This is a genomic window from uncultured Nocardioides sp., assembly GCF_947489365.1.
In the GTDB taxonomy this organism is placed as follows: Bacteria; Actinomycetota; Actinomycetes; order Propionibacteriales; family Nocardioidaceae; genus Nocardioides.
Genome location: NZ_CANLDB010000001.1, coordinates 842,048 through 868,569, shown reverse-complemented (window position 1 = coordinate 868,569; position 26,522 = coordinate 842,048). Strand labels below are relative to the sequence as shown.

Genomic DNA, 26,522 nt, shown 5'->3' with positions numbered 1-26,522 from the left:
CCCCCTGAACACCCCCGTGACCCCGCCCGTGACGGCGCCGGTGTGGCCGGCGCCGGTCGCGGACGGAAAGGTCGACGCCGTCGTCCGGCTGCCGGGGAGCAAGTCGCTGACCAACCGCGCGCTGCTGCTGGCGGCCACCGCGGACGGCCCCTCCGTCGTCCGGCGGGCGCTGCGGTCGCGCGACAGCGAGCTGATGGCGGCCGCGCTGCGCGCGCTCGGTCACGGCGTCGACTCCTCGGGCGACGACTGGGCGGTGACGCCGTCCTCCGGCGGTGCTGGCGACGCGCGTGTCGACTGCGGCCTGGCCGGCACGGTCATGCGGTTCGTGCCGCCCGTCGCCGCGCTGCACACGGGGCGCGTCGACTTCGACGGTGACCCCCACATGAGGACCCGGCCGGTGGGGACCCTGCTCGACGCCCTGCGCGACCTCGGGGTGGCGGTCGACGGTGGACCGTTCCTGCCGTTCGGGGTCGTCGGGCACGGCTCCGTGCGCGGCGGGCGCGTCGTGCTCGACGCGTCGGCGTCCTCGCAGTTCGTCTCCGCACTCCTGCTCGCCGGGGCGTCGTACGACGAGGGCGTGGACGTGCTGCACGACGGCAAGCCCGTCCCGTCCCTCCCTCACCTCGAGATGACGGTGGCGATGCTGCGCGAGCACGGCGTCGACGTGACCGCGCCCGGCGACGAGGGCTCCGAGCCCGACCGGTGGACGGTCCGGCCCGGTCCCGTGAGCGCCCTCGACACGACCATCGAGCCGGACCTGTCCAACGCGGGGCCCTTCCTGGCCCTCGCCGCCGCGACCGGTGGACGGGTGCTGGTGCGGGACTGGCCGTCGTCCACCACGCAGCCCGGCGACCGACTCCGCGAGATCCTCACGCTGATGGGCTGCACGGCCGAGCTCGGTGACGACGGCCTGCTCGTGACCGGGCCCGACGAGCTGGCCGGCGTCGACCTCGACCTGCGCGACGTCGGCGAGCTGACGCCGGTCGTCGCCGCCCTGTGCGCGCTGGCGTCGTCGCCGTCGGTGCTGCGCGGCGTCGCGCACATCCGCGGCCACGAGACCGACCGCATCACCGCCCTGGCCACCGAGCTGGGCCGCCTGGGGGCCGACGTCTCCGAGCGCGAGGACGGCCTCGAGCTGCGGCCGGCCCCCCTGCACGGCGACGTGTTCCGCACGTACGCCGACCACCGGATGGCCCACGCCGCGGCCGTGGTCGGGGCCGTCGTGCCCGGCGTCGGGATCGAGGACGTCGACACCACGGCGAAGACCTTCCCCGGCTTCGCCGACGTCTGGTCCGGGCTGCTGTGAGCCGCTGATGGCCCGGGGCGCACGGCGGTACGGCGAGGAGGACCAGGAGCACTACGACCGGCCGCGCCGCCGTACCCGGCCGCGCACCAAGGAGCGGCCGTCGTACGACGACGCGGTGGACGGCACCGTGATGCGGGTCGACCGCGGCCGGCTGCGGGTGCGGATCGCGGGTCGCCCCCTCGACGCGCTGCCCGTGACGGCGATGAAGGCCCGCCCCCTGGGCCGCAAGGCGGTCGTCGTCGGCGACCGCGTCCGCCTGGTCGGCGACGTCTCCGGGGACGACGGCACGATGGCGCGGATCGTCGAGGTCGAGGAACGGGCCACGACGCTGCGTCGTACCGCCGACGACGAGGACCCGGTCGAGCGGATCGTCGTCGCCAACGCCGACCAGCTCGTCGTCGTCGCCGCCCTCGCCGACCCCGAGCCCCGTGCCCGGCTGATCGACCGCGCCCTCGTGGCGGCGTACGACGCGGGGATGGACCCGCTGCTGTGCCTCACGAAGGCCGACCTGGCCTCCCCCGACGACCTCGTGTCGACGTACCGGGCGCTCGGGGTGCGGTGGGTCGTCAGCCGCCGCGGGGAGGACCCCGCCGCCGTCCGCGAGGCGCTGGCCGGTCGGGTCTCGGTGCTCGTCGGGCCCAGCGGGGTCGGGAAGTCGACGCTGGTCAACGCGCTGGTCCCGGGCGCCCGCCGCGAGATCGGCGACGTGAACGCGGTGACCGGCCGGGGGCGCCACACGTCGACGCAGGTGCTGATGCTGCCGCTGCCCGGCGACGGCTCCGAGCGCCGCGACGGCTGGATCGTCGACACCCCGGGGATCCGGTCCTTCGGGCTCGCGCACGTCTCCCCCGACGACCTGCTGAGGTCGTTCCAGGACCTCGACGAGGCCGCCTCCGACTGCTCCCGCGGCTGCGACCACTCCGCCGAGGCCCCCGAGTGCGGCCTCGACCTCGCCGTCGCGGAGGGCCGCGTCGAGCCCGAGCGCGTCGACTCCCTGCGCCGCCTGCTCGCCGCCCGCGTCCGCGACACCGGCGACTGAGGGCGGGTCGGGCGACGGGGCCTGGCCAGCGTGGTGAGCGAGCGACAGGAGGGACGCGTGAGGACGCGCGGACGCGCTACCCGCCCCAGACCGCCCGGGCGCCGGCGTCACCGGTGAGGACCACGAGCACGATCGCCGCGACCGCGGCGACGGCGAGGACGGCGGCGAGGCCGCGGTCCACCGCGACGCTGCGGACGTCGCGGGCCCCGCGCCCCGAGGCCAGGCCGGTGGGGCCGCCGAGCACGAAGGCCGACGCGGCGGCGAGCGCGGCGAAGACCAGGCCGACCCAGAGCATCACGTCGGCGCGCTCCGCGTGGGTGCTGACGGCCGGGATCTGCTCCAGCGACGGGTTGGCGTCGAGGTAGGACCCGCCGGTCAGCCACGCCCCGAAGATCGACAGCGCGGTGAGGACGGCCAGCCCGAGCAGGGGCCACCGGACGGCCCACCGCCAGCGCGGCACGGCGGCGTACACGATCGCCACGAGACCCGCCAGGGGCGTCAGGACGACGGCGGCGTGGATGACGAGGGCGTGGGCGGGCAGCCCGGCGATCTCCATGCGCACAGGGTAGGCACAGTCGCGTGGGGCCGGGCCCTGGAGCCGCGCGTTCGAGGAACCCCGGTGGTCGCCGTGCGAGGACCTTCGACCCGCGGCACTAGCCTGACCCCATGCCGTTGCTGGGAGCGACCGACCACATGGACGACCTGCGTCTGGCGCACCTGCTGGCCGACGACGCGGACTCCCTGACGACCGACCGGTTCAAGGCCGTCGACCTCCACGTGATGAGCAAGCCGGACCTCACCCCCGTCACCGATGCCGACAGGGCCGTCGAGGAGGGGCTGCGCCGGACCCTGGGCCGGGTCCGCAGCAGGGACGCCATCACCGGCGAGGAGCTCGGCTCCGACGGCGAGTCCGACCGGCGCTGGATCGTCGACCCGATCGACGGCACGAAGAACTTCATCCGGGGCGTGCCCGTCTGGGCGACGCTGATCGCGCTGGCGGTGGGCGATGAGGTGGTGTGCGGCGTGGTGTCCGCCCCGCAGCTGAACCGCCGGTGGTGGGCCTCGAAGGGCAACGGCGCGTGGACGGGTCGCTCGCTGGTCCGGGCCAGCCGCTGCCAGGTGTCCGACGTACGCCGGATCGAGGACGCGTCCCTGTCGTACAGCTCGCTCGACGGCTGGGACGAGCAGGACCGCCTCGACGACTTCGTCACCCTCTCCCGGCGCTGCTGGCGCTCCCGGGCGTACGGCGACTTCTGGTCCTACATGCTCCTCGCCGAGGGCGCCGTGGACGTGGCCGCCGAGCCGGAGCTGCAGGTCTACGACATGGCGGCCCTCGACGTGATCGTCCGCGAGGCGGGAGGCCGGTTCTCCTCCCTCGACGGCGCCCCGGGACCCTGGGGCGGCAACGCCCTCGCGACCAACGGGCACCTGCACGAGGTCGCCCTCTCGTTCCTGGGCACGGCCGCCCAGGACCACGGCGACCCCGACGTCCGCGCCTTCGGGCCCGGCTCGGTGTCCCACCTGCGCCGCCGCCCCCGCGCGGAGGACTGACTCCGGACCCTGGCCAGGGCCCCCCGGCGGGACTACCTTGTCCCCCACCCGACGCCCGACGGGGTGTCGGCGGGAGGAGACCGGCATGCGGATCCACGAGGTGCTCGACGCCCAGGCGGGTGGCGCCCGACGCGACGTCGTGACGATCAGCCCCGACGCGGCGGTCCGCGAGCTCGTCGAGCTGCTGGCCGAGCACAACATCGGCGCGGTCGTCGTCCGTGACACCGACGGCGGTCCGGTCGCGGGCATCGTCAGCGAGCGGGACGTCGTACGCCGGCTGCCGGGCGGTGACGGGGTCCTCGACGGCCCTGTGTCGGCGATCATGACCGCCACGGTGCAGACCTGCGGCTCCGCGGACTCCGTCGACGAGCTGATGGCGACGATGACGCAGTACCGGATCCGTCACGTCCCGGTCGTGGACGACGGATCGCTCGTCGGGATCATCAGCATCGGCGACGTGGTGAAGAGCCGGATCGGACAGCTCGAGTTCGAGCGCGACCAGCTCGACAACTACCTCCGCCAGTCCTGAGCAGGCCACCGGTCCACGGCGCCCGCGACGACCTCGTAGGCTCGTCGCATGGCTGAGCGTCCTGAGATCGACTTCCCCGACTTCGACCCCCCGAGCGACCTGGAGGTCACCGACCTCGTGGTCGGTGACGGCCCCGAGGCGACGAAGGGGGCGGCGATCTCGATGCACTACGTGGGCGTCGCGCACTCCACCGGCGAGCAGTTCGACGCCTCGTGGGACCGCGGCCAGACCCTCGACATCCGCATCGGCGTCGGCCAGGTCATCGCCGGCTGGGACCAGGGCGTCCCGGGCATGAAGGTCGGCGGTCGCCGCCAGCTCGTCATCCCGCCCCACCTCGGGTACGGCGACCGCGGCGCCGGCGGGGTCATCAAGCCCGGCGAGACGCTGATCTTCGTCGTCGACCTGGTGTCGGTCTCCTGACCACCCCGCCTCCCGGCGCGCCCGGGCAGGAGCCGGCGGAGGTCCCGGTCACCGGTGCCATCCGCCTGGGCCAGTTCCTCAAGCTCGCGGACCTCGTCGACTCCGGCGCCGAGGCCAAGTCCGCGGTCGCCGAGGGCCTCGTGACCGTCAACGGCCACCCCGAGATCCAGCGCGGGCGGCTGCTCGCCGGCGGCGACGTGGTGTCCCTCGACGGACGCTCCGCGGTGGTCACCACCTCCTCCTGACCGCCGAGTCGGCAAGCCGCCACGGCCGAGCTCGCGAGGCCGTGCAGCGGCGCAGGTCGAGCAAGCGCGCGGGCGAGCTTGCGAGGCCGCGGCCGCGGGTCGAGACCCGGTGGGGCGAGGCGACCCGGCCGACCACGACGACTGCGCAGACGTGCCGACTCGACGTCCTGAGCGTGCGCAGACGTGCCGACTCGACGTCCTGAGCGTGCGCAGACGTGCCGACTCGACCCCGTACAGCTGCGCAGACGTGCCGACTCGACGTCCTGAGCGTGCGCAGACGTGCCGACTCGGCGTCGCGCCCGTCAGCCGAGGAGGACGGCGACGGCGTGGATGACGACGCCGACGAGGCCGCCGACGACGGTGCCGTTGATGCGGATGAACTGCAGGTCGCGGCCGACGTGGAGCTCGATGCGCTGCGACGCCTCCTTGCCGTCCCAGCGCTGGATGGTGCGGCTGATGACGGCGGTGACCTCCTCGCCGTAGCGGCTGACGACGAAGACCGCGGCGTCGGCGACACGGGTGTCGAGCCGCTCGCGGAGGTCGGCCTCGGTCACGAGTCGCTCGGCGAACGCCGTCAGCTCACGCAGCAGGCGGCGGTGGACCTCACCGTCCTTCTCGCGCAGCGAGGTCAGCAGCGCCCGCCGGAACGCCTGCCACAGGGACACGGCCGTGGCGAGGACCTGCGGGTGCTCCAGCACCCGGTCCTTGAGCCGCTCCGCACGCTCCTGGGTGGCCGGGTCGAACAGCAGGTCCTGGGCCAGCTGCTCCAGCAGCGAGTCGAGGGCGGCCCGGGCGTCGTGGTCGGGGTCGTCGCGGATGTCGCCCAGCCAGCGCAGGGCCTCGGTGTGCAGCCGCCCGGTGACGGCCTCGTTGAGCGACTGCGGAGCCCACCACGGGGCGCGGGAGCCGACGATCTCGGCGAAGCGGTCCGGGTTCTCGGCCAGCCACCGGTACATCTCGCCGAGGGCGAGGTCCACCAGCCCGTGGTGGACGCGGTCGCGGACGACCTCCGCCAGCAGCGAGCCCGCCAGCGGCGCGACCCGCTCCTCACGGAACCGCGGGAGGACGGCGCCCTCCACGAGGTCCGCGATCTGGTCGTCCCGGATCTTCGACAGCCCGATGGTCGCGATCTCGACCGCCTCGTCCACGACGCGACGGGCGTTCGCGGGCTGCGAGAGCCAGGTGCCGACACGCCGGGACGGCTCCGCGCCGAGCACCTGCTCGCGGACGACGGCCTCGGCGAGGAAGTTCTCGCCGACGAACTCCTGCAGCCCCTTGCCCAGGTCGTCCTTGCGGCGCGGGATGAGGGCCGTGTGCGGGATTGGCAGGCCGAGCGGGTGCCGGAAGAGCGCGGTCACCGCGAACCAGTCCGCGATCGCGCCGACCATCGAGGCCTCGGCACCGGCGTTGACGAACCCGAGGACGCCGTCCTGGCCCAGCGTGGCGACGTACACGACGGCCGCGAGGACCAGCAGCGAGGTGGCGACCAGCCGCATGCGCCGCAGCCCGCGGCGCCGGAGCTCGTCCGCCGCCGGGTCGGCCTGGACCATGGGGGCGCGGGTCACGGTGGTCATCGCCGCCGATCCTCGCACCCCACGACGTGCCAGAATCCCGGGCATGTCACGCACGGTCATCACCTTCGGGACCTTCGACGTGTTCCACGTCGGCCACCTCCGGGTGATCGAGCGCGCCGCGGCACTGGGCGACCGCCTCGTGGTGGGGGTGTCCGCCGACGCCCTCAACCTGCGCAAGAAGGGCCGCGAGCCGGTCTTCAGCCAGGACGAGCGGCTCGAGATCGTCGCCGCCCTCAAGCCCGTCTCCGCCGTCTTCGTCGAGGAGAGCCTGGAGCAGAAGCGCGACTACATCCTCGAGCACGGCGCCGACGTCCTGGTCATGGGTGACGACTGGGAGGGACGCTTCGACGAGTTCCGCGACGTCTGCGAGGTCGTCTACCTGACCCGCACGCCCGCCATCTCCACGACGGCGCTGATCGAGAAGATCTCCTCCACAGGCTGATCGGCCCCGCCCCGCGCGTCACACAGGTCACACGGGCCCCAGCCACCTACGCTCGTCGGGCAGCCCCCGGGACAGCCCTGTGCGTCCTCCCCCGACGAGAGCGAGCGCCGTGCAGCCCACCCGTGCCCTGCCGGCGGTGCTGCTGTCCTGCCTCCTGACCGGCCTGCTCGCCGTGGGCCTCGTCGCCGGCCCGGCGTCGGCCGCCGTCCCGGCCCAGGACCCCGGTCCCCGGACCTCCATGCCGCTCCCGGAGCTCCTCGCGGGGCTGACCGCGATGGCGGACTCCGACGGCGACGACGTGCTGCGACGCGCCCGGACGGCGGTGCAGGGCGCCACCCTCGAGCGCGTCGACGCCCCCACGCTGACCCTCGCGGAGCTGTTCACGGCGTACCCGCGGCTGGACGCCGAGCAGCGCGAGGTCGCCGACTCACTCCTCGCCCGCCCGACCGACCGGGCCCGCGACACCTACGGCGACGGCTACGACCGGCCCGAGGCCGAGCCGCTGTGCGGGGCGCGGATCTGCGTCCACCACGTCGCCGACGGCCCCGACGCACCCCCCGACCTCGCCTGGGTACGCCGGGTGCGCACCGTCATGGCCCGCGTGTGGCAGCACCACGTCGGCGAGCTCGGCTACCGCGCCCCCGCCCCGGACGGTGACCGCGGCGGCTCCCCCGGCGGTCGCAGCCGCTTCGACGTCTACCTCGCGGACGTGGGCGCCCAGGGCTACTACGGCTACTGCAGCCCCGAGAAGGGCCGGCCCGGCGAGGAGCGCAGGGCGTCCGGCTACTGCGTCCTCGACAACGACTTCGCCGAGTTCGACGGCCCGCCCGGCCGCAACCTCGCGGTCACCGCCGCCCACGAGTTCTTCCACGCCGTCCAGTTCGACTACGACGTCGGCGAGGACCGCTGGTTCATGGAGGCCACGGCGGTCTGGATGGAGGAGCAGTTCGCCCCCGGCGCCGACGACAACCGCCAGTACCTGCCGAAGGGCCAGCTGGGCCGCCCCGGCGTGTCGCTCGACGCGTTCGAGCCCGAGGGGCTCGCGCACTACGGCAACTGGCTGTTCTTCGAGCGTCTCGCCGACACCTACGGCACGGACGCCGTCCGCCGCCTCTGGGAGCGGGTCGCTGCCGGCCGCGGCGATCCCGACGAGTACTCGGTCCAGGCCCTGAGCCGCTTCCTGACCGAGAACGACAGCTCCCTGCGCTCGTTCCTCGCGGTCTTCTCCGCCGGGAACCTCACGCCCGGCCGCGCCTACTCCGAGGGGGCGGCGTACGACGCGTCGCCGGTGGGGCTCACGAAGCGGCTGCGCGCCGGCGGCAGCACCCGCTTCACCACCCGGCTGCCGCATCTCTCGAGCCGCAGCGCCGAGGTCATCCCGAAGCCGTCCCCGAAACGCACCCCGCGGGTGCTGCGGGTGTCCGTGCGGACCCCCGGCGCCCCCGTCCGCACCGCCGCGCGCGTCGTCGTCCACCTCGCGGACGGCCGTGTGCAGGCGCGTCCGGTCAAGATCGGCGGCAACGGTCGGGGCAAGGTCCAGGTCCCGTTCAGCCCCCGACGGGTCGAGAGGGTCACCGTGACCCTCGTCAACGCCTCGGCCCGCTACGACTGCTGGGAGGGGCAGCCGTTCGCGTGCGCCGGCGAGCCCCGGTACGACGATCAGGTGCTCTCCGCGAGGTTCCGCGCCGTAGGCTGACCCGGCCTCCTCCGGCGCGGACCCCCGCCGCGCCAGGCCGTCCCGGAAGGCCCCACCTCGTGCTGCGCCCACCGCGCCGACCGGCGTCCCTGCTGCCCGCGCTCGTCCTCGCGCTCGCCGGCGCCCTCGTGGCGCCGGGCCCGGCCACGGCGACCGGCGCCGCGCTCGCACCGGTCTCACCGGAGGACGGCCCGGCCGCGGCCGCTCAAGAGGCCCTCGCGACCGCGGAGGACGCCCTCGCCGGCCCGGCCGGTGACCCGGCCGCGGGGAGCCCCGACGCCAGCCTCGCCCTGCTCGACCTCGCGCTCGCCGCGGCGGACCTCGAGGGCGACGACCGCGCCCGGGCCCGCCGGCTGCTCGCCCGGCCCACCGACGGCCCCGCCGCCGAGCTGGGCGGCGGGTACACCACGGACGACGTCGAGCGCGCCTGTGACGACGACCTCTGCGTCCACCACGTCACCACGACGGCGGACGCCGCCACCGGCACATTCGCGCGCCGCGCCCTCGAGGTGATGGGCGAGGTCCGGTCCCACCACGTCGACGAGCTCGGCCTTCGCGCGCCGGTCCCCGACGCGGGCACGGCGGCGAAGGGCGGGGACGCCCGGTTCGACGTCTACCTCGCCGACATCGGCGGGTCCGGTCTCTACGGCTTCTGCTCCCCCGAGGCCGCCGAGGGTCCCCAGCGCCGCGTGCGGCCGTCGTACTGCGTGCTGGACAACGACTACGCCCCTGACGAGTTCGGACGACGCCAGACCCCGGACGACAACCTGCGCGTCACGGCGGCCCACGAGTTCCTGCACGCCGTGCAGTACGCCTACGACGCCGGCGAGGACACCTGGCTGCTCGAGTCGACCGCCACCTGGGTCGAGGAGCGGTTCGCCGACGACGTCGACGACAACCGCCAGTTCCTCGCCGACGGCCAGGTCGGCCGGCCCCGGGTCCCCCTGGACCGGCACACGGGGGCGTACGGCAACTGGGCGTTCGTCGAGCACCTGACGACCCGGTTCGGGGTCGACCTGGTCCGCGAGACCCTCGAGGCTGCCGCGGCGCCCCTCGACGGCTCCCCCGGCGGCGGCCTCTCCTCGGTCCCGGCGCTGACCACGGCGCTGGCGGGGCGCGGCGGGGACCTGCGGGAGGCGTACGCGCGGTTCGCTGCCGACAACCTCGCGCCCGGGCGGAGCCCGTACTACCCCGAGGGCGCCGCCTGGGGCCTGCGGGCGCCGGTCGCGAGGCAGGAGACGCTGCGGCCCTCGCACCGCGCCGTGCGCTTCGAGGCCGAGCCCGCCCACCTGAGCTCGACGAGCCTCGGCCTGCACTCGCGCGGACTGCCGGCGGGCACCCGGCTGCGGCTGGCTGTCGACGGGCCTCCCGGCGCGGCGCAGCCGGCCGTGGTCGTGACCACCCGTCGTGCCGACGGGACGCTCGGGCGCCGCTACGTCCCGCTGACGGGTCCCGCCGGTACGGCGACCGTCCGGACCGACGTCACGTCCTCGCGCGTGCTGGGCGTGACGGTGACGCTGGTCAGTGCCTCGCCCCGCCGCGAGGACGACGGCCGCCGCTTCGTGGTCGAGGCCCGCGCGCTGCGCTGACCCGGCCGCGGCGCCGGGACCGTGCGGGCCCGTACGACGGACGACGCCCCGGACCCGACCCCACGCGGGCCGGGTCCGGGGCGTCGCACCGGGTGCGGGGAGGGGCTCAGGCGGGGTCGTCCTCGATGGTGTGCATCGCGGCTTCCTCGGCACCCGCGGCGGCGCCGTCGATGCCCTCGTCCTCGGCGGTCATGCTGCTGAGGTCGTCGACGTCCTCGCCGAGGCGGCCGGTGCGCTCGGAGCCCACCTCACCGCCGACGGGACCGTCCACGACGCCGGACTCCTGGGCGGCCTGGTTCTCGTCCTCGACCTCGGCGGCCTCCCAGACGTCCGGCTCCTCCTGCGGGAGGCGGTCGTCGATGGTCTCGCCCTCGATCTGCTCGGCGGTGGTGGTGCCCTTCGCGGTGACCCCGCGGTAGGCCTCCGGGGGCGAGATCCCCTCGTCGAGGACGTCGTCGACCCCGCGATCGTCCAGGGTGTCCTCGGGCTGCAGCTGGTCTTCGCTCATGCGTCCACCGTAGTCGGCGCCCCCGCGACCGAGGCCGTCGCCGGGAGGGTGACCGAGACCGTGGTGTCGCCGGGTTGGCTCTCCAGCCGGGCGGCGCCCCCGTGGGCCTCGACGATGGCCTCGACGAGGGCGAGACCGAGTCCGACTCCCCCGGCGCGCACCCTCGCCGGGTCGCCCCGGGCGAAGCGCTCGAACGCGTGCGCCGCGGCGTCGGGGTCGAAGCCCGGTCCGTCGTCGTGGACGGCCAGGACCACCCGGCCGTCCTCCTGGGCGGCCCGCGCAGTGACGGTGCTGCCGGGCGGGGTGTACTTGCGGGCGTTCGTCAGCAGGTTCGTCACCACCTGGTGCAGCCGCAGCGGGTCGCCCACGACGACGAGGTCGTCGTCCGGGACGTCGAGCCGCCACCGGTGCCCCGCGCCGACGACGCGGGCGTCGGCCACGGCCTCGAGCATCAGCTTGGTGACGTCGACCTCGCTGCGCTCCAGCGGCCGGCCGGAGTCGAGGCGGGCCAGCAGCAGCAGGTCCTCGACCAGCGCCGTCATCCGGGCCGCCTCCTCCTCCACCTTGGCCAGTGCCGTCGCCGTCGCCTCGCGGTCGTCGGGACGCCGGCGCGCCAGCTGCACGTAGCCGCCGATCGTCGTCAGCGGCGTCCGCAGCTCGTGGGAGGCGTCCGCGACGAACCGGCGGATCTGCTCCTCGACCCGGCGGCGGGCGGCGAACGACGACCCGACGGTGCTGAGCAGGTTGGCGAGGGCGTCGCCGACCCGACCGACCTCGGTGCGCTCGTCGCGGAGGTGGGCGGGCACGCGGTCGTGGAGGTCGACCTCGTCGGTGGCCAGGGGCAGCTTCGCGACGTCGTCCGCGGTGGCGGCGACCTCCCGCAGCGGCCGGAGCTGACGCCGGACGAGGAACCGGCCCCCGAGCCACGCCGCCACGGCGCTGAGCACGAGGAGCAGCAGCTCCCACAGCACCATGGTGCGGACCACCTCGTGGACGGGTTCCGTCGGGAGCCCGGTGGCGAACGTCTCGGAGTCGAGGTCGTCGGCGGCGACCCGGTACTCCCCCAGGTCCGGGAGGTCGACGTCGTGCAACCCACCGTCGTCCGGGACGTCGGCGAGGGCGGCGAGGTCGGCCTCCGATAGCGGGACCTCGGTGGCCGGTCCGGGATCGGTCTGGAGCAGCACGGTGCCCTCCCGGTCCGACGCGGTCGTCGGCAGCACGGCGGTGAGGGTCCCGACGGACTGCCCGGGGGGCGGGCCGAGGTCGTCGGCGTCCGCGTCCCCGCCCAGGTCGGGATCGCTGCCGTCGCTCGGGGTGCCGAACCGGTCACCGTCCGGCCCGGAGGTCACCCTGTCCAGGGCGGCCCGGACCTCGTTGTCCAGGCGGTCGTGCAGGAACCGGCCGACGGCCACGCTGGTCACCCCGCCGGCCACGACGGTGACGACGACGGTGAGCGCGACGACGGTGAGGACCAGACGGGCCGTCAGGGAGACGGGTCGGCGGAGGACGGGGCGCACCGGGCCGTCGTACCTCAGCTCGCGGGTCGGAGCACGTAGCCCGCGCCGCGCATGGTGTGGATCATCGGCGGGCGGCCGGCGTCCACCTTCTTGCGGAGGTAGGAGATGTAGAGCTCGACGACGTTGGCCTGGCCGCCGAAGTCGTAGTTCCAGACGCGGTCGAGGATCTGGGCCTTGCTGAGCACGCGGCGCGGGTTGCGCATGAGGTAGCGCAGCAGCTCGAACTCCGTGGGGGTCAGCAGGATCTCGTCGCCGCCGCGGGCGACCTCGCGGCTGTCCTCGTCCATCGTGAGGTCGCCGACGCTCAGCACCGAGCGGGCGCTCGCGCGGCGGGCGCCCGAGCGGCGCACCAGCGCGCGGAGCCGGGCGACGACCTCCTCCAGCGAGAACGGCTTCGTCACGTAGTCGTCGCCGCCGACGGTGAGGCCCGCGATGCGGTCCTCGACGGAGTCGCGCGCGGTGAGGAACAGCACCGGGACGTCGTCGTCGGTCGCGCGCATCCGGCGCAGCACCTCCGGACCGTCCAGGTCGGGCAGCATCCAGTCGAGGACGACGACGTCGGGGTGGACGTCCTTCGCGGTGGTCACCGCGTTGCCCCCGGTGTGGGCGACGCTGACGTCCCAGCCCTCGTAGCGCAGGGCCATCTTCAGCAGCTCGGCGATGTTCGGCTCGTCGTCGACCACGAGGACGCGCAGCGGCGACCCGTCGGCGCGGACGAGGTCGGGCTGTGTGAGGTCGCTCATGGCCACAGGATCACGCATGTTGCTGTGGCGAACCTGTGGATCGTCTGCGTCCGGTCCGTGCGCGGTACGCCGCCGGCGTCTGACCGACCAGGGCGACGAACTCCCGGCCGAAGTGGGCCTGGTCGTACCAGCCGTGGTCCGCGGCGAGGTCGGCGAGCGGCCCGTCGTACCCGGCGTCGAGCGCGGTGACGACGTCGTGCATCCGGTAGCGCGCCAGCACCCACTTCGGGGTCGCGCCCACGTACGCCGCGAACCGGCGCTCCAGCTGCCGCCTCGACCAGCCGGACCGCTCCTCGAGCTGGGCCACCCGCTGCAGGTCGCGGTCGGCGAGCATCTCGGTGACGAGCAGCAGGAGGTCGTCGTACACCGGGTCCGGCCGGTCGGGGCCGACGCCCAGCAGCGCCTCGTCGACGACCGCCGCCGCCCGGGCGGGGGACGCCTCGGGCGTCAGGTCGCGCAGCGGTGCGAGGACCTCCTCGGGCAGCAGCCCGCTCGCCGGCCGGGTGCGGTCGGTGAGGTCGCGGGCCCGCAGCCCCGCCAGCGCCGCGAGCCCACCGGGCCGGAACTTGGTGCCCAGCACCCAGCCGGAGCCGGTGAGGGTGACGTCGAAGCGACGGGTGACGACACCGGTCACGACGACGCGGTCCTCCCCCACACCCTCCCGGGGCTCGCCGAGCTCCACGCTCAGCGTGCAGGCGGGGTGCGGCAGCGTCTCGCTCGGGTACGACGACCCGGGCGGCAGGTCCCAGCACAGCCGCCAGTGGTACTCGACGTGGCGGCCGAGGCCCGGGTGGGCGGGCACGCGCTCCACCGCGGCGTGCCGGGCGAGCTCCTCGGGGCGCAGGATGCCCGCCGTGGTGCTGGTCGCCTTCGTCCTATCGACCACGGCGCGATCGTAGGAGCCTGGGTCCATGACCACCACGGAGCTGAAGATGATCACCCTCGACTGCGCCGACGTCCGCGCGGAGGCGGCGTTCTGGGCCGGCCTGCTCGGCTGGGACGTCGCCGTCGTCGAGGACGAGTACGCCATGCTCACCCGCGCCGGCGCCCCGGCCCTCGGCCTGGGCCGCGTCGAGGACCACGAGCCGCCCGCCTGGCCGAACCCCCGTGGCACCAAGCAGTTCCACCTCGACCTCGGCTGCGAGGACATGGCCGCCAGCGAGGCCCGGGCCGTCGAGCTCGGCGGCTCCGTCCCCGACGAGCAGCCCGGCGAGACCTGGCGGGTGCTGCTCTCCCCCGCCGGTCACCCGTTCTGCCTCACCGACGCCGCGAACTGGTGAGTCAGCCGGACGTCGGTCCCCCGCGCACCCCGCGGATGAGGTCGGCGGCGTCCACACCGCGGTCCGCGCGCCACGCGCGCACCCGCTCGGCGGCCGCCGTCCGGGCGTGCTCGTCGGCGCCCTCGCGACGCAGCCACCAGTCGACGGCGTCCTCGGCGTAGTCCACGTAGGCGATCGGGCGACGCTCGATGATGCGGTCCAGCGCCTCGAGGGGGTCCCACCCGAGCCGCAGCATGACCGCGAAGCCCATCGACGGGCCGCGGTTGATGCCCATGTGGCAGTGGACGAGGGAGGCGCCGCCGCCGTCGAGCTGCTCGACCACCGCGGTCCTGCCGGTCTCGAACCACTCGTCGGGCATCGTCTGCCCCGCGTCGTCGACGCCGAGCCAGAGGTAGTCGACGTCGGGACGCTCGGAGGCCACCCACTCCCGGTCGTCCCACTCGAGGCGGCAGTCGACGATGTGCCGCACCCCGGCGTCGTACAGCGCGGCGAGCTGGGCGCGGGCGACGTCCTCGTCGGCGGTCTCGAGGTCGCCCCCGACCCACAGCCGGTCGAGGACGCGGTCCGCGTTCGGGGCCTCGGTCATGCGGTCTCCTCGTCGTGGACGCAGGACGTGACCCGTGTCACGTCGTGTCCTAGGTTGTCGCCGGTGAGCCCAGAGGTCACCTCGATCATCGTCCTGCTCGTCGTCTTCGTGGTCGGCACCGTCCGGTCGGTGAACCTGGGCATCCTGGGCTTCGCCGCGGCGTACGCCGTCGCCCAGCTCTCGCTCGGCCTCACCGCCGACGACGTGGTCGCCCTGTTCCCCGGCGACCTGTTCCTCGTGCTCGTCGCGCTCACGCTGCTGTTCGGGTTCGCGCAGCACAACGGCAGCATCGAGGTCCTGGTCACCTGGATCATGCGCGCCTGCTGCGGCCGCGTGGCACTCGCCCCCTGGGTGTTCTTCCTCCTCGCGGCGGTCCTGATCGCCCTCGGCGCGCTGTTCGCCGTGGCGATCGTGGCGCCGCTCGCCCTGCCCTTCGCCCGCCGCTACAAGCTCGACCAGCTGATGATGGGGATGATGGTCGTGCACGGCGCCCTCGCCGGCGCGTTCAGCCCCATCAGCGTGTACGGCGTCACGATCGCGGGGTTCCTCGGCGACGACGTCCCCTTCGAGCCGCTCACGCTCTTCCTCGTCCCCCTGGTGTTCGACGTCGGCGTCGCCGGGGTCCTGTACGCCGTCCGCGGCGGCTGGCGGGCCGCCGGGCGCATCGACGAGGACGCCGACGGCGAGGGGGCCACCTCGGCCCGCGCGACGCCGTACCAGCTGGTGACCCTGGGCGCGCTGCTCGTCCTCGCCGTGGGGACGACGGCGTTCGGCCTCGACATCACCTCCCTCGCCCTGGTGCTGGCGACCCTGCTGGCCCTGGCGAAGCCGGACGCCGCCAAGCAGGCCCTGGGGTCGGTGAGCTGGTCCGTCGTCGTGCTGGTGACCGGCATGGTCACCTACATCGAGGTGCTGCAGCTGGCGGGCACGGTCGAGTTCGTCTCCGACGGCATCACCGCACTGGGGGTGCCGCTGCTGGCCGCGCTGCTGCTGTACTACCTCGCCGGCGTCACCTCGGCGATGGCCTCCTCGGTCGGCATCATCAGCGTCGCGATCGCCCTGGCCGTGCCGTTCCTCCAGGCCGGCGACCTCGACCCAGTGCTGTTCGTGGTCGGGCTCGCGATCGCCTCGACGATCGTGGACGTCAGCCCGTTCTCGACGAACGGCGCGCTCGTGCTGGCGAACGTGCCGGAGGAGGAGCGCGACGCCTACTACCGCCGGCTGCTCGGGTACGCCGGCATCGTGGTCGCCGTGGGCCCCGGCCTGGCGTGGGCCACCGTGCTCGCTCCCGGCTGGTAGCCCGCCTGCGACCCCGGTGACGGCGGTCAGGCCTCGAGCCGCGAGACCACCCGGGTCAGGACCGTGTCGAGCACCTCGAGCTCGGTGTCGCTGAGGCCGTCGAAGAGCAGCGACCGGACCTCCTGCACGTGACCCGGCGCGGCGGCCTCGATGGCCTGACGACCGGCGGCGGTGACGCCGACGAAGGACCCGCGACCGTCCTCGGGGCAGGCGCGGCGCTCGACCAGCCCCCGCGACTCCATCCGGGTCAGGTGGTGCGAGGCCCGGCTCTTCTCCCAGGTCAGCAGGCGGGCCAGGTCGGTGACCCGCAGCCGGCCCTCCTCGGCCTCCGTGAGCTGCACCAGGACCGCGAAGTCCTGGAGCGACAGGCCGGCGTCGGCCTGCAGCTCGCGGTGGAGGGCGGCGGGCAGCAGGGTCTCGACCGCGAGCCACCGCCGCCACACCTGCTGCTGGCGGTCGTCGAGCCACGGTCCGTCGGTCATGGGTCCATCGTAGCGGAATAGTTGACGCATCATCATCTGTTCGGCAAGATGGTTGACACATCACCGAAACCCGAACCGAGGAGAACCCCATGACCGAGTCCGCCGCCGCCGCCACCGTCACCGACCTGGCCGGCACCTACGAGATCGACCCCGCCCACACCCGCATCGGCTTCGTCGCCCGCCACGCCATGGTCACCAAGGTCCGCGGCGCGTTCAACGACGTCGCTGGCACCGCGACCGTCGGCTCCGACCTCTCGGACGCCCGCGTCGAGGTCACCATCCAGGCCGCCAGCATCGACACCCGCAACGAGCAGCGCGACGGCCACCTGCGCAGCAACGACTTCCTGGCGATGGACGAGTACCCGACCATCACCTTCGTGTCCACCGGCGTGACGCAGACCGGCCCGACCGGCCTGGACATCACCGGCGACCTCACGATCAAGGGCACGACGAACTCCGTCACCGTCCCCTTCGAGTTCGAGGGCGGCGCCACCGACCCGTTCGGCAACCAGCGCGTCGGCTTCGAGGGATCCGTCAGGATCAACCGCAAGGACTTCGGCGTCACCTGGAACGCTGCGCTGGAGACCGGTGGCGTCCTCGTCAGCGAGAACATCGACCTCGAGTTCGAGATCTCCGCGATCAAGACCGCCTGAGCCCCACACCCCCCGTACGACGTCCCCACCGAGGAGCCTCCCGTGACCGACCAGCACGCCACCGCTGACACCGCCGCTCACGACACCGTGGACCTCGACGCCGTGGCGGTCGAGCGCGACCGGATCCGGGCCACGCACCTGCGTGCGCCCGGCGACCGGCCCGCCTCGACCGCCCGGGGGCTGCACCACACCGCGCTCGTCAGCAGCGACGTCGACCGCACCGTCCGCTTCTACCAGGACCTCCTCGGCTTCCCGCTGACCGAGGTCGTGGAGAACCGGGACTACCCGGGCTCGACCCACTTCTTCTTCGACATCGGCCACGACAACCTCCTGGCCTTCTTCGACTTCCCCGGCCTCGACCTCGGCCCGTACGCCGAGGTCCTCGGCGGCCTGCACCACGTCGCCATCTCGATGGAGCCCTCCCGGTGGGAGGCGATCGTCGAGCGCTTCGAGGCCCAGGGGGTCGAGCACGCCGTCCACTCCGGCACGTCGGTCTACTTCACCGACCCCGACGGCGCCCGCATCGAGCTCATCGCCGACCCGCTCGGCGAGATGTACGGCGAGACCGTGCTCTGACGTCCCGCCCCTCCTCGGACGACCTGCCCGGTCGGGCGTTGCCCCCGGCCCCCGTTGACGGTTGGCTGTAGCCAGCCGACATCAGGTCGACACAGGAGGTCACATGGAGTCGTACGACGTCGGGTCCACCGAGGTCCCGCTGCTGGAGGACACCATCGGGGAGCGGTTCGCCCGCACCGTCGCCGAGCACGCCGACGAGGAGGCCCTCGTCGAGGCCGCCACCGACCGGCGTTGGACCTGGGGTGAGCTCGCCGCCGACGTCGAGGCGTTCGCGCGCGGCCTGCTCGCCCGCGGCGTCCGCACCGGCGACCGCGTGGGCATCTGGGCGCCCAACTGCGCCGAGTGGACCATCACCCAGCTCGCCACCGCCCGCATCGGGGCGGTGCTGGTGACCATCAACCCGGCCTACCGGACCCACGAGCTGACCTACGCCCTCGACAAGTCGGGCGTCAGCCTCCTCGTCTCCGCCTCGTCGTTCCGGAGCAGCGACTACGCGGCCATGGTCGCCGAGGTGCGCGAGTACGTGCCGTCCCTGCGCCACGTCGTCCTGCTCGACACCGACGACTGGGGCGAGCTGCTCGAGGAGGGCGCCGCGCTGCCGGTCGACGCCGTCAGCCGCGTCGGCCACGACCTGCGGGCCCACGACCCCATCAACATCCAGTACACGAGCGGCACGACCGGCCGCCCCAAGGGCGCGACGCTGAGCCACCGCAACATCCTCAACAACGGGCACTTCGTCACCGAGACGATCGAGCTCACCGCGGCCGACCGCCTGTGCATCCCGGTGCCCTTCTACCACTGCTTCGGGATGGTGATGGCCAACCTCGGCTGCGTCACCCACGGCACCACGATGGTCATCCCCGGCCCGGCGTTCGACCCCGCCGCCGTGCTGCGGACCGTCCAGGACGAGCGCTGCACCGCGCTGTACGGCGTCCCCACGATGTTCATCGCGATGCAGAACCACGCCGACTTCGCCTCGTACGACCTCTCCAGCCTGCGAACCGGGATCATGGCCGGCTCGATCTGCCCGGTCGAGGTCATGAAGCGCTGCATCGAGGAGATGCACATGGAGCAGGTGTCGATCGCCTACGGCATGACCGAGACCTCACCGGTGTCGTGCCAGACGCTGATGAGCGACGACCTCGACCGTCGTACGTCGACGATCGGGCGGGTCCACCCCCACCTCGAGATCAAGGTCGTCGACCCCGCGACCGGCGAGACGGTGGAGCGCGGCGAGACCGGCGAGTACTGCACCAAGGGCTACAGCGTGATGCTCGGCTACTGGGAGGACGCCGAGAAGACCGCCGAGGTGCTGGACGCCGACGGCTGGATGCACACCGGCGACCTCGCGGTGATGCGCGAGGACGGCTACTGCAACATCGTCGGCCGCATCAAGGACATGGTCATCCGCGGCGGGGAGAACATCTACCCCCGCGAGATCGAGGAGTTCCTCTACGGCCACCCCGACATCGAGGACGTGCAGGTCGTCGGCATCCCCGACGAGAGGTACGGCGAGGAGCTGTGCGCCTGGGTGCGCATGCGGTCCGGCGCGGAGCCGCTGACCGCCGAGGCCGTGCGGGCGTACTGCCACGACAAGCTCGCCCACTTCAAGATCCCCCGCCACGTCGTGGTCGTCGACGAGTTCCCGATGACCGTCACCGGCAAGATCCGCAAGGTCGAGATGCGCCAGCGCAGCCCCGAGCTGCTGGGCCTGGAGTAGTGCCGGACCCGACGGGCACGGCGGGGCCCGAGCAGCCCCTCACCCGGGGCGGCGCCCGGGCGTGGGCCGTCGCGGTCGCCGCCCGCCGGGGCGTCGACGCGTCGGAGGTCTCGGAGGTCGTCGTCGACGGCTACGCCGACGACCCCGCCGGCGGCTACGCCTTCCGCTTCGGCCGTCTCCTGCTGGTGGCCGGGCGGGACGGCTCGCACGCGGTCCGGGTGGACCCCGGCGACGAGCCCGGACGACGCGACGTGGTGCTCCGGGCGTGGGAGCGGTCGGCCCGCGACCCCGTCCCGGTGCCCCCGCGGCACCTCGGGGCCCACCAGCGGGCGGCGCTGGCGGCCCTGCGCCTCGGCGTACGACGGGTCGCCGCGGTGCCGGTGCAGCAGCGCCCGGGCGTCGGGCTGGTCGAGCTGCCGGGCGCGGAGTGGATCCTCATGATGCTGCGGCAGTTCCACCCGCTGGGCGCCCCCACGGTGCTGCAGGCGGCGGCTCACCTCGAGGAGGCCGAGGCGCTGCGGCGGGTGCCCGCCCCGGACCCGCCGATCCACCCCTGTCCGGTCTGCCGGGGCGTGGCGCCCTGGTCACGGGCCCACCCCCGCACGGTCTGCCGGGACTGCGCCCGGACGACCCGCTGCGACCACGGACGCCTCGTCGAGGGCCGGGTCGACGCCGGCGCGACGCTCGTCGCGACCCACCAGGACGACGGGTCGACCTGCGAGGACACCACCGCCGGCGGCGCGGTCTCGGTGGCGGCGTGGCCCGCCGTCCTGACGGCGACGAGGTCCGGCGGGGTCGTCGTCCAGGCGTCCCCGCGGCCGGTGAACGCCGCCGACGACCTGGCGATGCTGGCGGCCGCCCGCGACCTCACCGAGCTGCTCACCGAGGTGACCGGCCTGGCCGCTCCCCCGCTGCCCGCCTGGACGGCCGGGCCCTTCGACGACGGCGACGCCGAGGAGCACCTGTGGCGCCTCGCCGAGCACCTCGTGGACGAGGTCGCCGACGCCTGGTCCGCGGACCACCGCACGGCCGACCCCGACGCCGTGCGCCGTGCGGTGGCGCACCTGCTGGACCCCTCGCTGGCGTGAGGCCCGGTCCCCGCGTCCTCAGCGCGCGGGCAGCACCCGGTCGAGCCAGGCGACCATCCCGTCGAGGACCTCGACACGGTTGGTCTCGTTGAAGACCTCGTGGCGCGCACCCGGGTGGGCCACCAGCGTGACGTCGGTGAGACCCGCGGCCTCGTAGCGGTCGGTGACGGCCGTGGCCAGCGCCAGCCCGCCGTTGAGCGGGTCGGCGTCACCGACGACGACGTACACGGGCAGGTCGTCGCGGACCTGCGCCACCCGGTCCGGGTCGGCGAGGACGCGACCGCCCTCGAAGGCCGCCCGCACCGCGGCCGCGTCGATGCTGAAGCCGCACCACGGGTCGGCGACGTAGGCGTCGACGACGGCCTCGTCCCGGGTCAGCCAGTCGAAGTCGGTGCGCGCCGGCTCGAACGGGCCGTTGAAGCCGCTGAGGTCCATCTCGGCGTCCAGGTCGACCGCCGGCTCCAGCAGGTCGATGGCGGCGGTGCCGGAGAGCACGAGCGCGTCCAGGTCGGCGCTGTGGTCCACGACGTACTGCTGGGCGGCGAAGCTGCCGAGGCTGTGGGCGACCACCGCGAGCGGCAGGCCCGGGTGCGCCTCGCGGGCGGCCGCGCCGACGCGACCGATGTCGAGGACGAACTCGCGCCACCCGTCCGCGCCGACCCGGCCGAGCGCCTCGACCCCGCCACCCAGCTCGACCGCGGTCCGGCCGTGGCCCCGGGTGTCGTGGGCCCACACGGCGTACCCCTCGCCGGCGAGGCGGCGGGCGGTCTCGCCGTACCGGCCGACGTGCTCGCCCATCCCGTGGACCAGCTGGACGATCCCGCGGGGCTCACCCGCGGGCTCCCAGCGGTAGCCGGCGAGGCGGACACCGCCCTCGCTCTCGATCTCGACGTGGACGGGGGCGGTGGGCTCGCTCATGACGACATCCCAGCACCTGCGGTGGCCTCACCGGTAGGGCTGGGAGACTGACGGACGTGACGGCCGACCCCACCGACGGACCCCCCGCACGCCGCGGCCGCCCCGGTTACGACGCGGCGACGGTGCTCGCCCGCTCGGTCGAGCTGTTCAACGCCCAGGGGTACGACGCCACCTCGATGTCGGACCTCGCCGCCCACCTGGGCCTCACCAAGTCGGCGATCTACCACCACGTCGACGGCAAGGAGTCGCTGCTGCGCGCGGCGCTCGACGACGCCCTCGACGCCCTCGAGGCGGCGTTGCTCGAGGCGGCGACCGCCGACGACCTGACCGCGGAGGAGCGCCTGCGCGCCGTCGTACGCCGCTCGGTGCGGGTGCTCGTCGACCACCAGCCGACCGTGACCCTCCTGCTGCGCGTGCGCGGCAACAGTGCCGTCGAGCAGGCCGCCCTGGCCCGCCGCCGCGACATCGACCACCGCCTCACCGCACTCGTCGCCGCAGCCGTCGCCGACGGCGCCCTGCGCGACGACCTGGAGCCCGACCTCGTCAGCCGCCTGCTGTTCGGCACGGTCAACTCGCTCGTCGAGTGGTACCGCCCCGGCGGCCCCGTCACGGGCGAGGTCCTCGCCGACACGCTCACCTCGCTGGTCTTCGACGGGCTCGCGCGGCGCTGAGCGGGAGGCCGGGCGGCCTTGTGCCGTAGATCGAACGCAGCATCACGGTGTGATCCGCGGCAGAAGGGGTTGTCCACAGGGTTCGGCCGCTCCTCGAGCACAGACCGTGCCGAGCGACCAGGCTGGCACGGTGTCGACGACGCTGCTCCCGCCCGACCTCGTCGCGCTGCTCGCGCGGCAGGACGGCGTCGTCGCGCGCTTTCAGGCGCTGGAGGAGGGACTGCGCGCGCACCAGGTCGAGCGACTCCTGCGGCGGCGGGAGTGGGCGCTCCTGCAGCCCGGCGTGTACGTCGACCACACGGGTCGGCCGACCTGGCGGCAACGAGCGTGGGGTGCGGTGCTCGGCCACTGGCCCGCCGCCCTGTTCGGGGCCTCGGTGCTCGCGGCCACCCACAGCACGGGGGCAGCGGCGGACCTCATCCACGTCGGCATCGACCGCACCAGGGCCCGGCCCGCCCGGGTGCCCGGCGTCGCGGTCCACTTCGTCACCGATCTCGAGGCGCGGGCCCGGTGGAACCTCAGCCCACCGCGGCTGCGGTTCGAGGACGCCGTCCTCGACCTGGCGGCCTCGGCGGAGAACGACCTGGCCGCCGTGGCCGTCCTGCTCGACGCCTGCGGCTCACGCCGCACGACCGCCGCCCGGCTGCGGTCGGCCCTGGACGAGCGGTGTCGCATCTCGCGTCGACCGTGGATCGAGGCGGTGCTGACCGACGCCGCCGAGGGAACGCACAGCGTCCTCGAACGTGGCTACCGCGAGCTCGAACGTGCCCACGGTCTGCCGCAGGCCCTCCGCCAGTGCCGTGAGGAGACGCCGACAGGGGTCGTCTACCGGGACGCCCGCTACGGCAGGACCGCGACGGTCGAGCTGGACGGCTGGGCCGTCCATGGGCGCCGGGAGCAGTGGGAGGCCGACCTCGCGCGCGACCTCGAGGTGGCTGCGGACGGCGGGGTGAACGTCAGGCTGGGCTACCGGCAGGTCTACGGCACAGGGTGCGCGACCATCGCGGCCGTCATCCGGTTCCTGCGCTCGCGAGGGATCGAGGTCACGCCGTACGCCTGCGGTGCCGGATGTCCGGTCGCAGCCGTTCTGCCGTAGATCGAACCGCGATGGCACGGTCGATCCACGGCACAAGGCACCTGAGGTGCGAGCCGAGGGAGCCGAGCCACGTCACCCGTCCGCGAGCGCCGGGTTGGGGCGGCCGGTGGAGCGGCTGCGGCCGCGGAACTCGGCGATGGCGACGTCGTCCGACGCGCGGGAGACGGTGACGTCGTAGATCCCCGACCGACCGCGACGGCTGACCTCGTGGCAGCGGGCGACGAGGCGGTCGCCGAGGCGCCCGGGCTCGAGGAAGCTGACGTCGAAGCCGGCGGCGACGGTGACCTCGCCGCCCGCGTTGCAGGCGACGGCGAACGCGGTGTCGGCGAGGGTGGCGATGAGGCCGCCGTGGCAGATGTCCCAGCCGTTGACCATGTCCTCGCGCACGACCATCGCGACCTCGGCGCGGCCGGGGCCGACGTCGAGGTGCTCCAGACCGAGCATCCGACCGGCGGCGTCGCCGCGCAGCATCTCCTCCGTGCTGCGTCGGGCCACCTCGTCGGGGCCGAGCGACGGGGCGCTCACGCGTCGAAGTCCACCGTGACGGCGTCGCTCACCGGGAACGTCTGGCAGGTCAGCACGAACCCGGCCTCGACCTCGTCGTCCCCGAGCGCGTAGTTTCGGCGCATGTCGGCCTCGCCGTCGACGAGCTTCGCGCGGCAGGTGCCGCAGACCCCGCCCTTGCAGGCGAAGGGGACGTCGTTCCGGCTCGCCGCGGCGCCGTCCAGGATCGTGGTCGACCGCTCCACCGCACCGGTCGTCGTCCGTCCGTCGAGGACGATCGTGACCTGGGCGGCCTCGCCCGACACCTCGGGCTCGGGCCGGTCCAGCTCGGGCGGCGGCTCGTCGACGTAGAAGAGCTCGACGTGGACCTTCTCCGCCGGGACGCCCAGCTCGCCGAGGACGTCGCGGGCGTCGGTGACCAGGCCGTACGGGCCGCACAGCCACACGTGGTCGGTCGCGCCGAGCGGCGTGACGATGGGCAGCAGGCGTCGGAGCCGGTCGGCGTCGAGCCGCCCCGAGAACAGCTCGACGTCGCGCGGCTCCCGCGACATCACGTGGACCAGGTTCAGGCGGGAGCCGTAGCGGTCCTTGAGGTCCGCGAGGTCCTCCGCGAACATCACCGAGTCGGTGCGGCGGTTGCCGTAGACCAGGGTCACGGACGACGCCGCGTTCGTCAGGACCGTCGAGGCGATCGAGAGCATCGGCGTGATGCCCGACCCCGCGGCGATGCAGAGGTGACGGCCGGCCTCGGCCGGGTCGGCGCGGAAGCTGCCGGTCGGGGTCTGCACCTCGACGGTGTCGCCGGGACGGACGTCGCGGGCGAGCCAGGTCGAGAAGAGGCCGTCGGGGATCTCGCGGACGCCGACCCGCGGCCGCGCCCCGGCAGGGGCGCAGATCGAGTAGCTGCGACGGTGCTCCTCGCCGTCGATCCGGCGGCGCAGCGTCAGCGACTGGCCGGCGACGAAGTCGAACTCGGCGCGCAGGTCGTCCGGCACGTCGAACGTCACCGCGACCGCGTCGTCGGTCAGCCGCTCCACCTCGGCGACGGTGAGCTCGTGGAACCCCGCGCGCATCAGATCTCCTTCACGTGGTCGAAGGTCTCCAGGCACGCGCCGCAGGTGTAGACCGCCTTGCAGGCGGTGGCGCCGAACTCCGAGACCAGGCGTACGCCGTCCGCACCGCAGCGCGGGCAGCGCACGGCGCGGCGGGTCGGGAGCAGGTCGAGGACGACCGGTCCCCCGGCCGGTGCGGCGCCCGGGGGCGAGATGCCGTGCTCGGCGAGGGCACGACGCCCGCGGTCGGTGATCCAGTCGCTCGACCAGGCGGGCGACAGGCTGACCCTGACCTGGACGTCGTCGTACCCGGCGTCGAGCAGGCGGTGCTGCAGGTCGTCGCGCATGGTCGCCATGGCGGGGCAGCCGGAGTACGTCGGGGTGATGGTCACGACGACCCGGCCGTCGTCCTCGGCGACGTCGCGCAGGACGCCGAGGTCCTCCAGCGTCAGCATCGGCATCTCCGGGTCGGTGACCTGGGCGGCCACGGACCGGGCGTCGGCGAGGGCGGTCGTCGTCACCACTGCCCCCTCGGGTGCGCGCGGGCCACGGACTGCATCTCGGCGAGCAGGCGCGAGAGGTGCTCGGTGTGCCGTCCGTCGCGGCCCCGGCCGCCGGCCACCGGGCCGGCCGAGGGGACCTCGGGACGCTCGACGCCCGCCGTGGCCAGCACCTGGTCGAGCACGGCGCCGACCTCGCCGGCGAGGCCCGCGGGGTCGACCCCGACGCCCTGCGCGGCGGCGTCGGCCTCGACCGGGTGGGTGGCGAACAGCTCGTCGTGGTGGCGCCACACCAGCGGCAGGGCGGCCTCGAGGCGGCGGCGGGACTCCGGCGTCCCCTGGGCCAGCGTCACGAACCAGCGGCCGGCGTACGTGCGGTGGTAGGCGACCTCCTTGACGCCCTTGGCGGCGATCGCCGACAGGACCGGGTCGCTCGAGGAGGCGAGGCGCTCCAGCAGGGCGAGGCGGTACGTCGAGAACACCAGCAGACGCGCGATCGTGACGGCGAAGTCACCGTTCTCCGGCTCGACGAACCGCAGGTTCCGGAACGCCGGCTCGTCGCGGAAGAACGCCAGGGAGTCCTCGGCGGGCACCGGGGACCCCTCGGGCATCGCGGGGACGGCGGAGGGGTCCGCCGCGGCCGCGCGGGCCAGCAGCAGCCGCGCCTGGCCGAGCAGGTCGAGGGCGGTGTTCGCGAGCGCGATGTCGTCCTCGAGGTCGGGGGCGTTGCTGGCCCACTGCGAGAGCCGGTGGGAGTAGACGAGGGCGTCGTCGCCGAGCATCAGGCAGTACGTCGCCAGCGTGGCCGGGTCGGCGCCGTCCGGGATCGTCGTGTCGACGCCCGCGAGGGGGTCCTCGAAGGAGGTGCCGAAGGCCCAGTGCGAGTCGTCCTCGCCCAGCAGGCCGTCGTACACGGAGTCGTGGTCGTCAGTCATGGC

General features: G+C 74.2%; 30 protein-coding genes. 17 read left to right on the top strand and 13 right to left on the bottom strand.

Annotated features, from left to right (window positions below; all coding sequences use genetic code 11):
- Nucleotides 1-16: 16 nt before the first annotated feature.
- Together aroA and rsgA are read left to right on the top strand one after the other, a co-directional pair.
- Complete coding sequence (gene aroA / locus Q0858_RS04160) at nt 17-1,306, top strand: 3-phosphoshikimate 1-carboxyvinyltransferase (protein ID WP_299051385.1); 1,290 nt, start codon at nt 17-19, stop codon at nt 1,304-1,306.
- 7 nt (nt 1,307-1,313) lie between these two features.
- Nucleotides 1,314-2,345, top strand: coding sequence for a ribosome small subunit-dependent GTPase A (gene rsgA / locus Q0858_RS04155; protein WP_299051384.1), 1,032 nt, complete (start codon nt 1,314-1,316; stop codon nt 2,343-2,345).
- Nucleotides 2,346-2,421: 76 nt separating this feature from the next.
- Here the strand turns inward: rsgA and Q0858_RS04150 are convergent, their stop codons facing one another.
- Nucleotides 2,422-2,901, bottom strand: a complete 480-nt coding sequence (locus Q0858_RS04150; RefSeq protein ID WP_299051383.1) for a hypothetical protein — start codon at nt 2,899-2,901, stop codon at nt 2,422-2,424.
- Nucleotides 2,902-3,011: 110 nt separating this feature from the next.
- Here Q0858_RS04150 and Q0858_RS04145 point away from each other — a divergent pair, with 110 nt between their 5' ends.
- The 4 genes from Q0858_RS04145 (at nt 3,012) to Q0858_RS04130 (ending at nt 5,090) form a co-directional block, all read left to right on the top strand.
- Nucleotides 3,012-3,896: an inositol monophosphatase family protein gene (locus tag Q0858_RS04145; RefSeq protein ID WP_299051382.1), complete on the top strand. Its 885-nt coding sequence runs from the start codon at nt 3,012-3,014 to the stop codon at nt 3,894-3,896.
- Nucleotides 3,897-3,981: 85 nt separating this feature from the next.
- Nucleotides 3,982-4,425, top strand: coding sequence for a CBS domain-containing protein (locus Q0858_RS04140; protein WP_299051381.1), 444 nt, complete (start codon nt 3,982-3,984; stop codon nt 4,423-4,425).
- 48 nt (nt 4,426-4,473) lie between these two features.
- Entirely contained in the window at nt 4,474-4,845 is a 372-nt protein-coding gene (locus Q0858_RS04135; RefSeq protein ID WP_299051379.1) for an FKBP-type peptidyl-prolyl cis-trans isomerase, read from the top strand.
- Nucleotides 4,842-5,090, top strand: coding sequence for an RNA-binding S4 domain-containing protein (locus Q0858_RS04130; RefSeq protein WP_366915990.1), 249 nt, complete (start codon nt 4,842-4,844; stop codon nt 5,088-5,090). The genes Q0858_RS04135 and Q0858_RS04130 overlap by 4 nt, the downstream gene beginning before the upstream one ends.
- A gap of 302 nt (nt 5,091-5,392) precedes the next feature.
- Here the strand turns inward: Q0858_RS04130 and Q0858_RS04125 are convergent, their stop codons facing one another.
- Nucleotides 5,393-6,664, bottom strand: coding sequence for a DUF445 domain-containing protein (locus Q0858_RS04125; RefSeq protein WP_299051377.1), 1,272 nt, complete (start codon nt 6,662-6,664; stop codon nt 5,393-5,395).
- 43 nt (nt 6,665-6,707) lie between these two features.
- Here Q0858_RS04125 and Q0858_RS04120 point away from each other — a divergent pair, with 43 nt between their 5' ends.
- The 3 genes from Q0858_RS04120 (at nt 6,708) to Q0858_RS04110 (ending at nt 10,391) form a co-directional block, all read left to right on the top strand.
- Nucleotides 6,708-7,106 (top strand): adenylyltransferase/cytidyltransferase family protein, encoded by a 399-nt coding sequence (locus Q0858_RS04120; protein ID WP_299051375.1) that lies wholly within the window; start codon nt 6,708-6,710, stop codon nt 7,104-7,106.
- 109 nt (nt 7,107-7,215) lie between these two features.
- Nucleotides 7,216-8,802, top strand: coding sequence for an MXAN_6640 family putative metalloprotease (locus tag Q0858_RS04115; RefSeq protein WP_299051373.1), 1,587 nt, complete (start codon nt 7,216-7,218; stop codon nt 8,800-8,802).
- A 59-nt stretch (nt 8,803-8,861) separates the two neighbouring features.
- A complete protein-coding gene (locus tag Q0858_RS04110) occupies nt 8,862-10,391 on the top strand; it encodes an MXAN_6640 family putative metalloprotease (protein WP_299051370.1) in 1,530 nt (509 codons plus the stop codon).
- A 106-nt stretch (nt 10,392-10,497) separates the two neighbouring features.
- Here the strand turns inward: Q0858_RS04110 and Q0858_RS04105 are convergent, their stop codons facing one another.
- The 4 genes from Q0858_RS04105 to Q0858_RS04090 are packed head-to-tail and all read right to left on the bottom strand — an operon-like array spanning nt 10,498 to nt 14,045.
- Entirely contained in the window at nt 10,498-10,899 is a 402-nt protein-coding gene (locus Q0858_RS04105) for a DUF5709 domain-containing protein (protein WP_299051368.1), read from the bottom strand.
- Nucleotides 10,896-12,416 carry a HAMP domain-containing sensor histidine kinase gene (locus tag Q0858_RS04100; protein WP_299051366.1) on the bottom strand — a complete coding sequence of 507 codons (1,521 nt, stop codon included), beginning with the start codon at nt 12,414-12,416 and terminating at the stop codon, nt 10,896-10,898. Before Q0858_RS04100 ends, Q0858_RS04105 begins: the two co-directional genes overlap by 4 nt.
- 14 nt (nt 12,417-12,430) lie before the next feature.
- Complete coding sequence (locus tag Q0858_RS04095) at nt 12,431-13,159, bottom strand: response regulator transcription factor (RefSeq protein ID WP_299051364.1); 729 nt, start codon at nt 13,157-13,159, stop codon at nt 12,431-12,433.
- Between the two features lie 10 nt (nt 13,160-13,169).
- On the bottom strand, nt 13,170-14,045 hold the full coding sequence (locus Q0858_RS04090; protein WP_299051362.1) for a helix-turn-helix domain-containing protein: 876 nt from the start codon (nt 14,043-14,045) through the stop codon (nt 13,170-13,172).
- A gap of 25 nt (nt 14,046-14,070) precedes the next feature.
- Between Q0858_RS04090 and Q0858_RS04085 the strand changes: the two genes are divergently transcribed.
- Nucleotides 14,071-14,439: a VOC family protein gene (locus Q0858_RS04085; protein ID WP_299051360.1), complete on the top strand. Its 369-nt coding sequence runs from the start codon at nt 14,071-14,073 to the stop codon at nt 14,437-14,439.
- A 1-nt stretch (nt 14,440) separates the two neighbouring features.
- Here the strand turns inward: Q0858_RS04085 and Q0858_RS04080 are convergent, their stop codons facing one another.
- Nucleotides 14,441-15,025, bottom strand: coding sequence for a dual specificity protein phosphatase (locus Q0858_RS04080; RefSeq protein WP_299051358.1), 585 nt, complete (start codon nt 15,023-15,025; stop codon nt 14,441-14,443).
- Nucleotides 15,026-15,088: 63 nt separating this feature from the next.
- Between Q0858_RS04080 and Q0858_RS04075 the strand changes: the two genes are divergently transcribed.
- Nucleotides 15,089-16,324, top strand: coding sequence for an SLC13 family permease (locus tag Q0858_RS04075; RefSeq protein WP_299051356.1), 1,236 nt, complete (start codon nt 15,089-15,091; stop codon nt 16,322-16,324).
- A 26-nt stretch (nt 16,325-16,350) separates the two neighbouring features.
- Here Q0858_RS04075 and Q0858_RS04070 read toward each other — a convergent pair whose 3' ends face one another.
- Nucleotides 16,351-16,806: a MarR family transcriptional regulator gene (locus Q0858_RS04070; protein ID WP_299051354.1), complete on the bottom strand. Its 456-nt coding sequence runs from the start codon at nt 16,804-16,806 to the stop codon at nt 16,351-16,353.
- 89 nt (nt 16,807-16,895) lie between these two features.
- Between Q0858_RS04070 and Q0858_RS04065 the strand changes: the two genes are divergently transcribed.
- The 4 genes from Q0858_RS04065 to Q0858_RS04050 all read left to right on the top strand — a co-directional run bounded on the left by Q0858_RS04065 (nt 16,896) and on the right by Q0858_RS04050 (nt 20,843).
- Complete coding sequence (locus Q0858_RS04065; protein ID WP_299051352.1) at nt 16,896-17,459, top strand: YceI family protein; 564 nt, start codon at nt 16,896-16,898, stop codon at nt 17,457-17,459.
- 42 nt (nt 17,460-17,501) lie between these two features.
- The gene (locus Q0858_RS04060; protein ID WP_299051350.1) at nt 17,502-18,035 is read left to right on the top strand and encodes a VOC family protein; all 534 of its coding nucleotides are present in this window, start codon (nt 17,502-17,504) and stop codon (nt 18,033-18,035) included.
- 103 nt (nt 18,036-18,138) lie between these two features.
- A complete protein-coding gene (locus tag Q0858_RS04055; protein WP_299051348.1) occupies nt 18,139-19,755 on the top strand; it encodes an AMP-binding protein in 1,617 nt (538 codons plus the stop codon).
- The gene (locus tag Q0858_RS04050; protein WP_299051347.1) at nt 19,755-20,843 is read left to right on the top strand and encodes a hypothetical protein; all 1,089 of its coding nucleotides are present in this window, start codon (nt 19,755-19,757) and stop codon (nt 20,841-20,843) included. Before Q0858_RS04055 ends, Q0858_RS04050 begins: the two co-directional genes overlap by 1 nt.
- A gap of 18 nt (nt 20,844-20,861) precedes the next feature.
- On the opposite strand, the gene Q0858_RS04045 is transcribed toward Q0858_RS04050, so the two are convergent.
- Nucleotides 20,862-21,761 (bottom strand): alpha/beta hydrolase, encoded by a 900-nt coding sequence (locus Q0858_RS04045; RefSeq protein ID WP_299051345.1) that lies wholly within the window; start codon nt 21,759-21,761, stop codon nt 20,862-20,864.
- 56 nt (nt 21,762-21,817) lie between these two features.
- Here Q0858_RS04045 and Q0858_RS04040 point away from each other — a divergent pair, with 56 nt between their 5' ends.
- Nucleotides 21,818-22,432, top strand: coding sequence for a TetR/AcrR family transcriptional regulator (locus Q0858_RS04040; RefSeq protein ID WP_299051343.1), 615 nt, complete (start codon nt 21,818-21,820; stop codon nt 22,430-22,432).
- Between the two features lie 130 nt (nt 22,433-22,562).
- Nucleotides 22,563-23,528, top strand: coding sequence for a hypothetical protein (locus Q0858_RS04035; protein WP_299051341.1), 966 nt, complete (start codon nt 22,563-22,565; stop codon nt 23,526-23,528).
- A 72-nt stretch (nt 23,529-23,600) separates the two neighbouring features.
- Here Q0858_RS04035 and paaI read toward each other — a convergent pair whose 3' ends face one another.
- Genes paaI through paaC form a run of 4 tightly spaced genes read right to left on the bottom strand, consistent with a single transcriptional unit; the run spans nt 23,601 to nt 26,519 of the window.
- A complete protein-coding gene (paaI, locus tag Q0858_RS04030; RefSeq protein WP_299051339.1) occupies nt 23,601-24,053 on the bottom strand; it encodes a hydroxyphenylacetyl-CoA thioesterase PaaI in 453 nt (150 codons plus the stop codon).
- Nucleotides 24,050-25,105 (bottom strand): 1,2-phenylacetyl-CoA epoxidase subunit PaaE, encoded by a 1,056-nt coding sequence (gene paaE / locus Q0858_RS04025; RefSeq protein WP_299051337.1) that lies wholly within the window; start codon nt 25,103-25,105, stop codon nt 24,050-24,052. Before paaE ends, paaI begins: the two co-directional genes overlap by 4 nt.
- Complete coding sequence (gene paaD / locus Q0858_RS04020) at nt 25,105-25,605, bottom strand: 1,2-phenylacetyl-CoA epoxidase subunit PaaD (protein ID WP_299051335.1); 501 nt, start codon at nt 25,603-25,605, stop codon at nt 25,105-25,107. The genes paaE and paaD overlap by 1 nt, the downstream gene beginning before the upstream one ends.
- Nucleotides 25,602-26,519 carry a 1,2-phenylacetyl-CoA epoxidase subunit PaaC gene (gene paaC / locus Q0858_RS04015; protein ID WP_299051333.1) on the bottom strand — a complete coding sequence of 306 codons (918 nt, stop codon included), beginning with the start codon at nt 26,517-26,519 and terminating at the stop codon, nt 25,602-25,604. Before paaC ends, paaD begins: the two co-directional genes overlap by 4 nt.
- Nucleotides 26,520-26,522 lie beyond the last annotated feature (3 nt).

Excerpts from the sequence above, each read along its gene's own strand:
- rsgA (WP_299051384.1), top strand. The coding sequence starts at position 1,314 with ATGGCCCGGGGCGCACGGCGGTACGGCGAGGAGGACCAGGAGCACTAC.
- Q0858_RS04085 (WP_299051360.1), top strand. The coding sequence starts at position 14,071 with ATGACCACCACGGAGCTGAAGATGATCACCCTCGACTGCGCCGACGTC.
- paaC (WP_299051333.1), bottom strand. The coding sequence starts at position 26,519 with ATGACTGACGACCACGACTCCGTGTACGACGGCCTGCTGGGCGAGGAC.
- Q0858_RS04105 (WP_299051368.1), bottom strand. The coding sequence starts at position 10,899 with ATGAGCGAAGACCAGCTGCAGCCCGAGGACACCCTGGACGATCGCGGG.
- paaE (WP_299051337.1), bottom strand. The coding sequence starts at position 25,105 with ATGCGCGCGGGGTTCCACGAGCTCACCGTCGCCGAGGTGGAGCGGCTG.
- Q0858_RS04140 (WP_299051381.1), top strand. The coding sequence starts at position 3,982 with ATGCGGATCCACGAGGTGCTCGACGCCCAGGCGGGTGGCGCCCGACGC.
- Q0858_RS04095 (WP_299051364.1), bottom strand. The coding sequence starts at position 13,159 with ATGAGCGACCTCACACAGCCCGACCTCGTCCGCGCCGACGGGTCGCCG.
- Q0858_RS04065 (WP_299051352.1), top strand. The coding sequence starts at position 16,896 with ATGACCGAGTCCGCCGCCGCCGCCACCGTCACCGACCTGGCCGGCACC.
- Q0858_RS04145 (WP_299051382.1), top strand. The coding sequence starts at position 3,012 with ATGCCGTTGCTGGGAGCGACCGACCACATGGACGACCTGCGTCTGGCG.
- Q0858_RS04135 (WP_299051379.1), top strand. The coding sequence starts at position 4,474 with ATGGCTGAGCGTCCTGAGATCGACTTCCCCGACTTCGACCCCCCGAGC.
- Q0858_RS04045 (WP_299051345.1), bottom strand. The coding sequence starts at position 21,761 with ATGAGCGAGCCCACCGCCCCCGTCCACGTCGAGATCGAGAGCGAGGGC.
- Q0858_RS04150 (WP_299051383.1), bottom strand. The coding sequence starts at position 2,901 with ATGGAGATCGCCGGGCTGCCCGCCCACGCCCTCGTCATCCACGCCGCC.
- Q0858_RS04070 (WP_299051354.1), bottom strand. The coding sequence starts at position 16,806 with ATGACCGACGGACCGTGGCTCGACGACCGCCAGCAGCAGGTGTGGCGG.
- Q0858_RS04080 (WP_299051358.1), bottom strand. The coding sequence starts at position 15,025 with ATGACCGAGGCCCCGAACGCGGACCGCGTCCTCGACCGGCTGTGGGTC.
- Q0858_RS04125 (WP_299051377.1), bottom strand. The coding sequence starts at position 6,664 with ATGACCACCGTGACCCGCGCCCCCATGGTCCAGGCCGACCCGGCGGCG.
- Q0858_RS04120 (WP_299051375.1), top strand. The coding sequence starts at position 6,708 with ATGTCACGCACGGTCATCACCTTCGGGACCTTCGACGTGTTCCACGTC.
- Q0858_RS04055 (WP_299051348.1), top strand. The coding sequence starts at position 18,139 with ATGGAGTCGTACGACGTCGGGTCCACCGAGGTCCCGCTGCTGGAGGAC.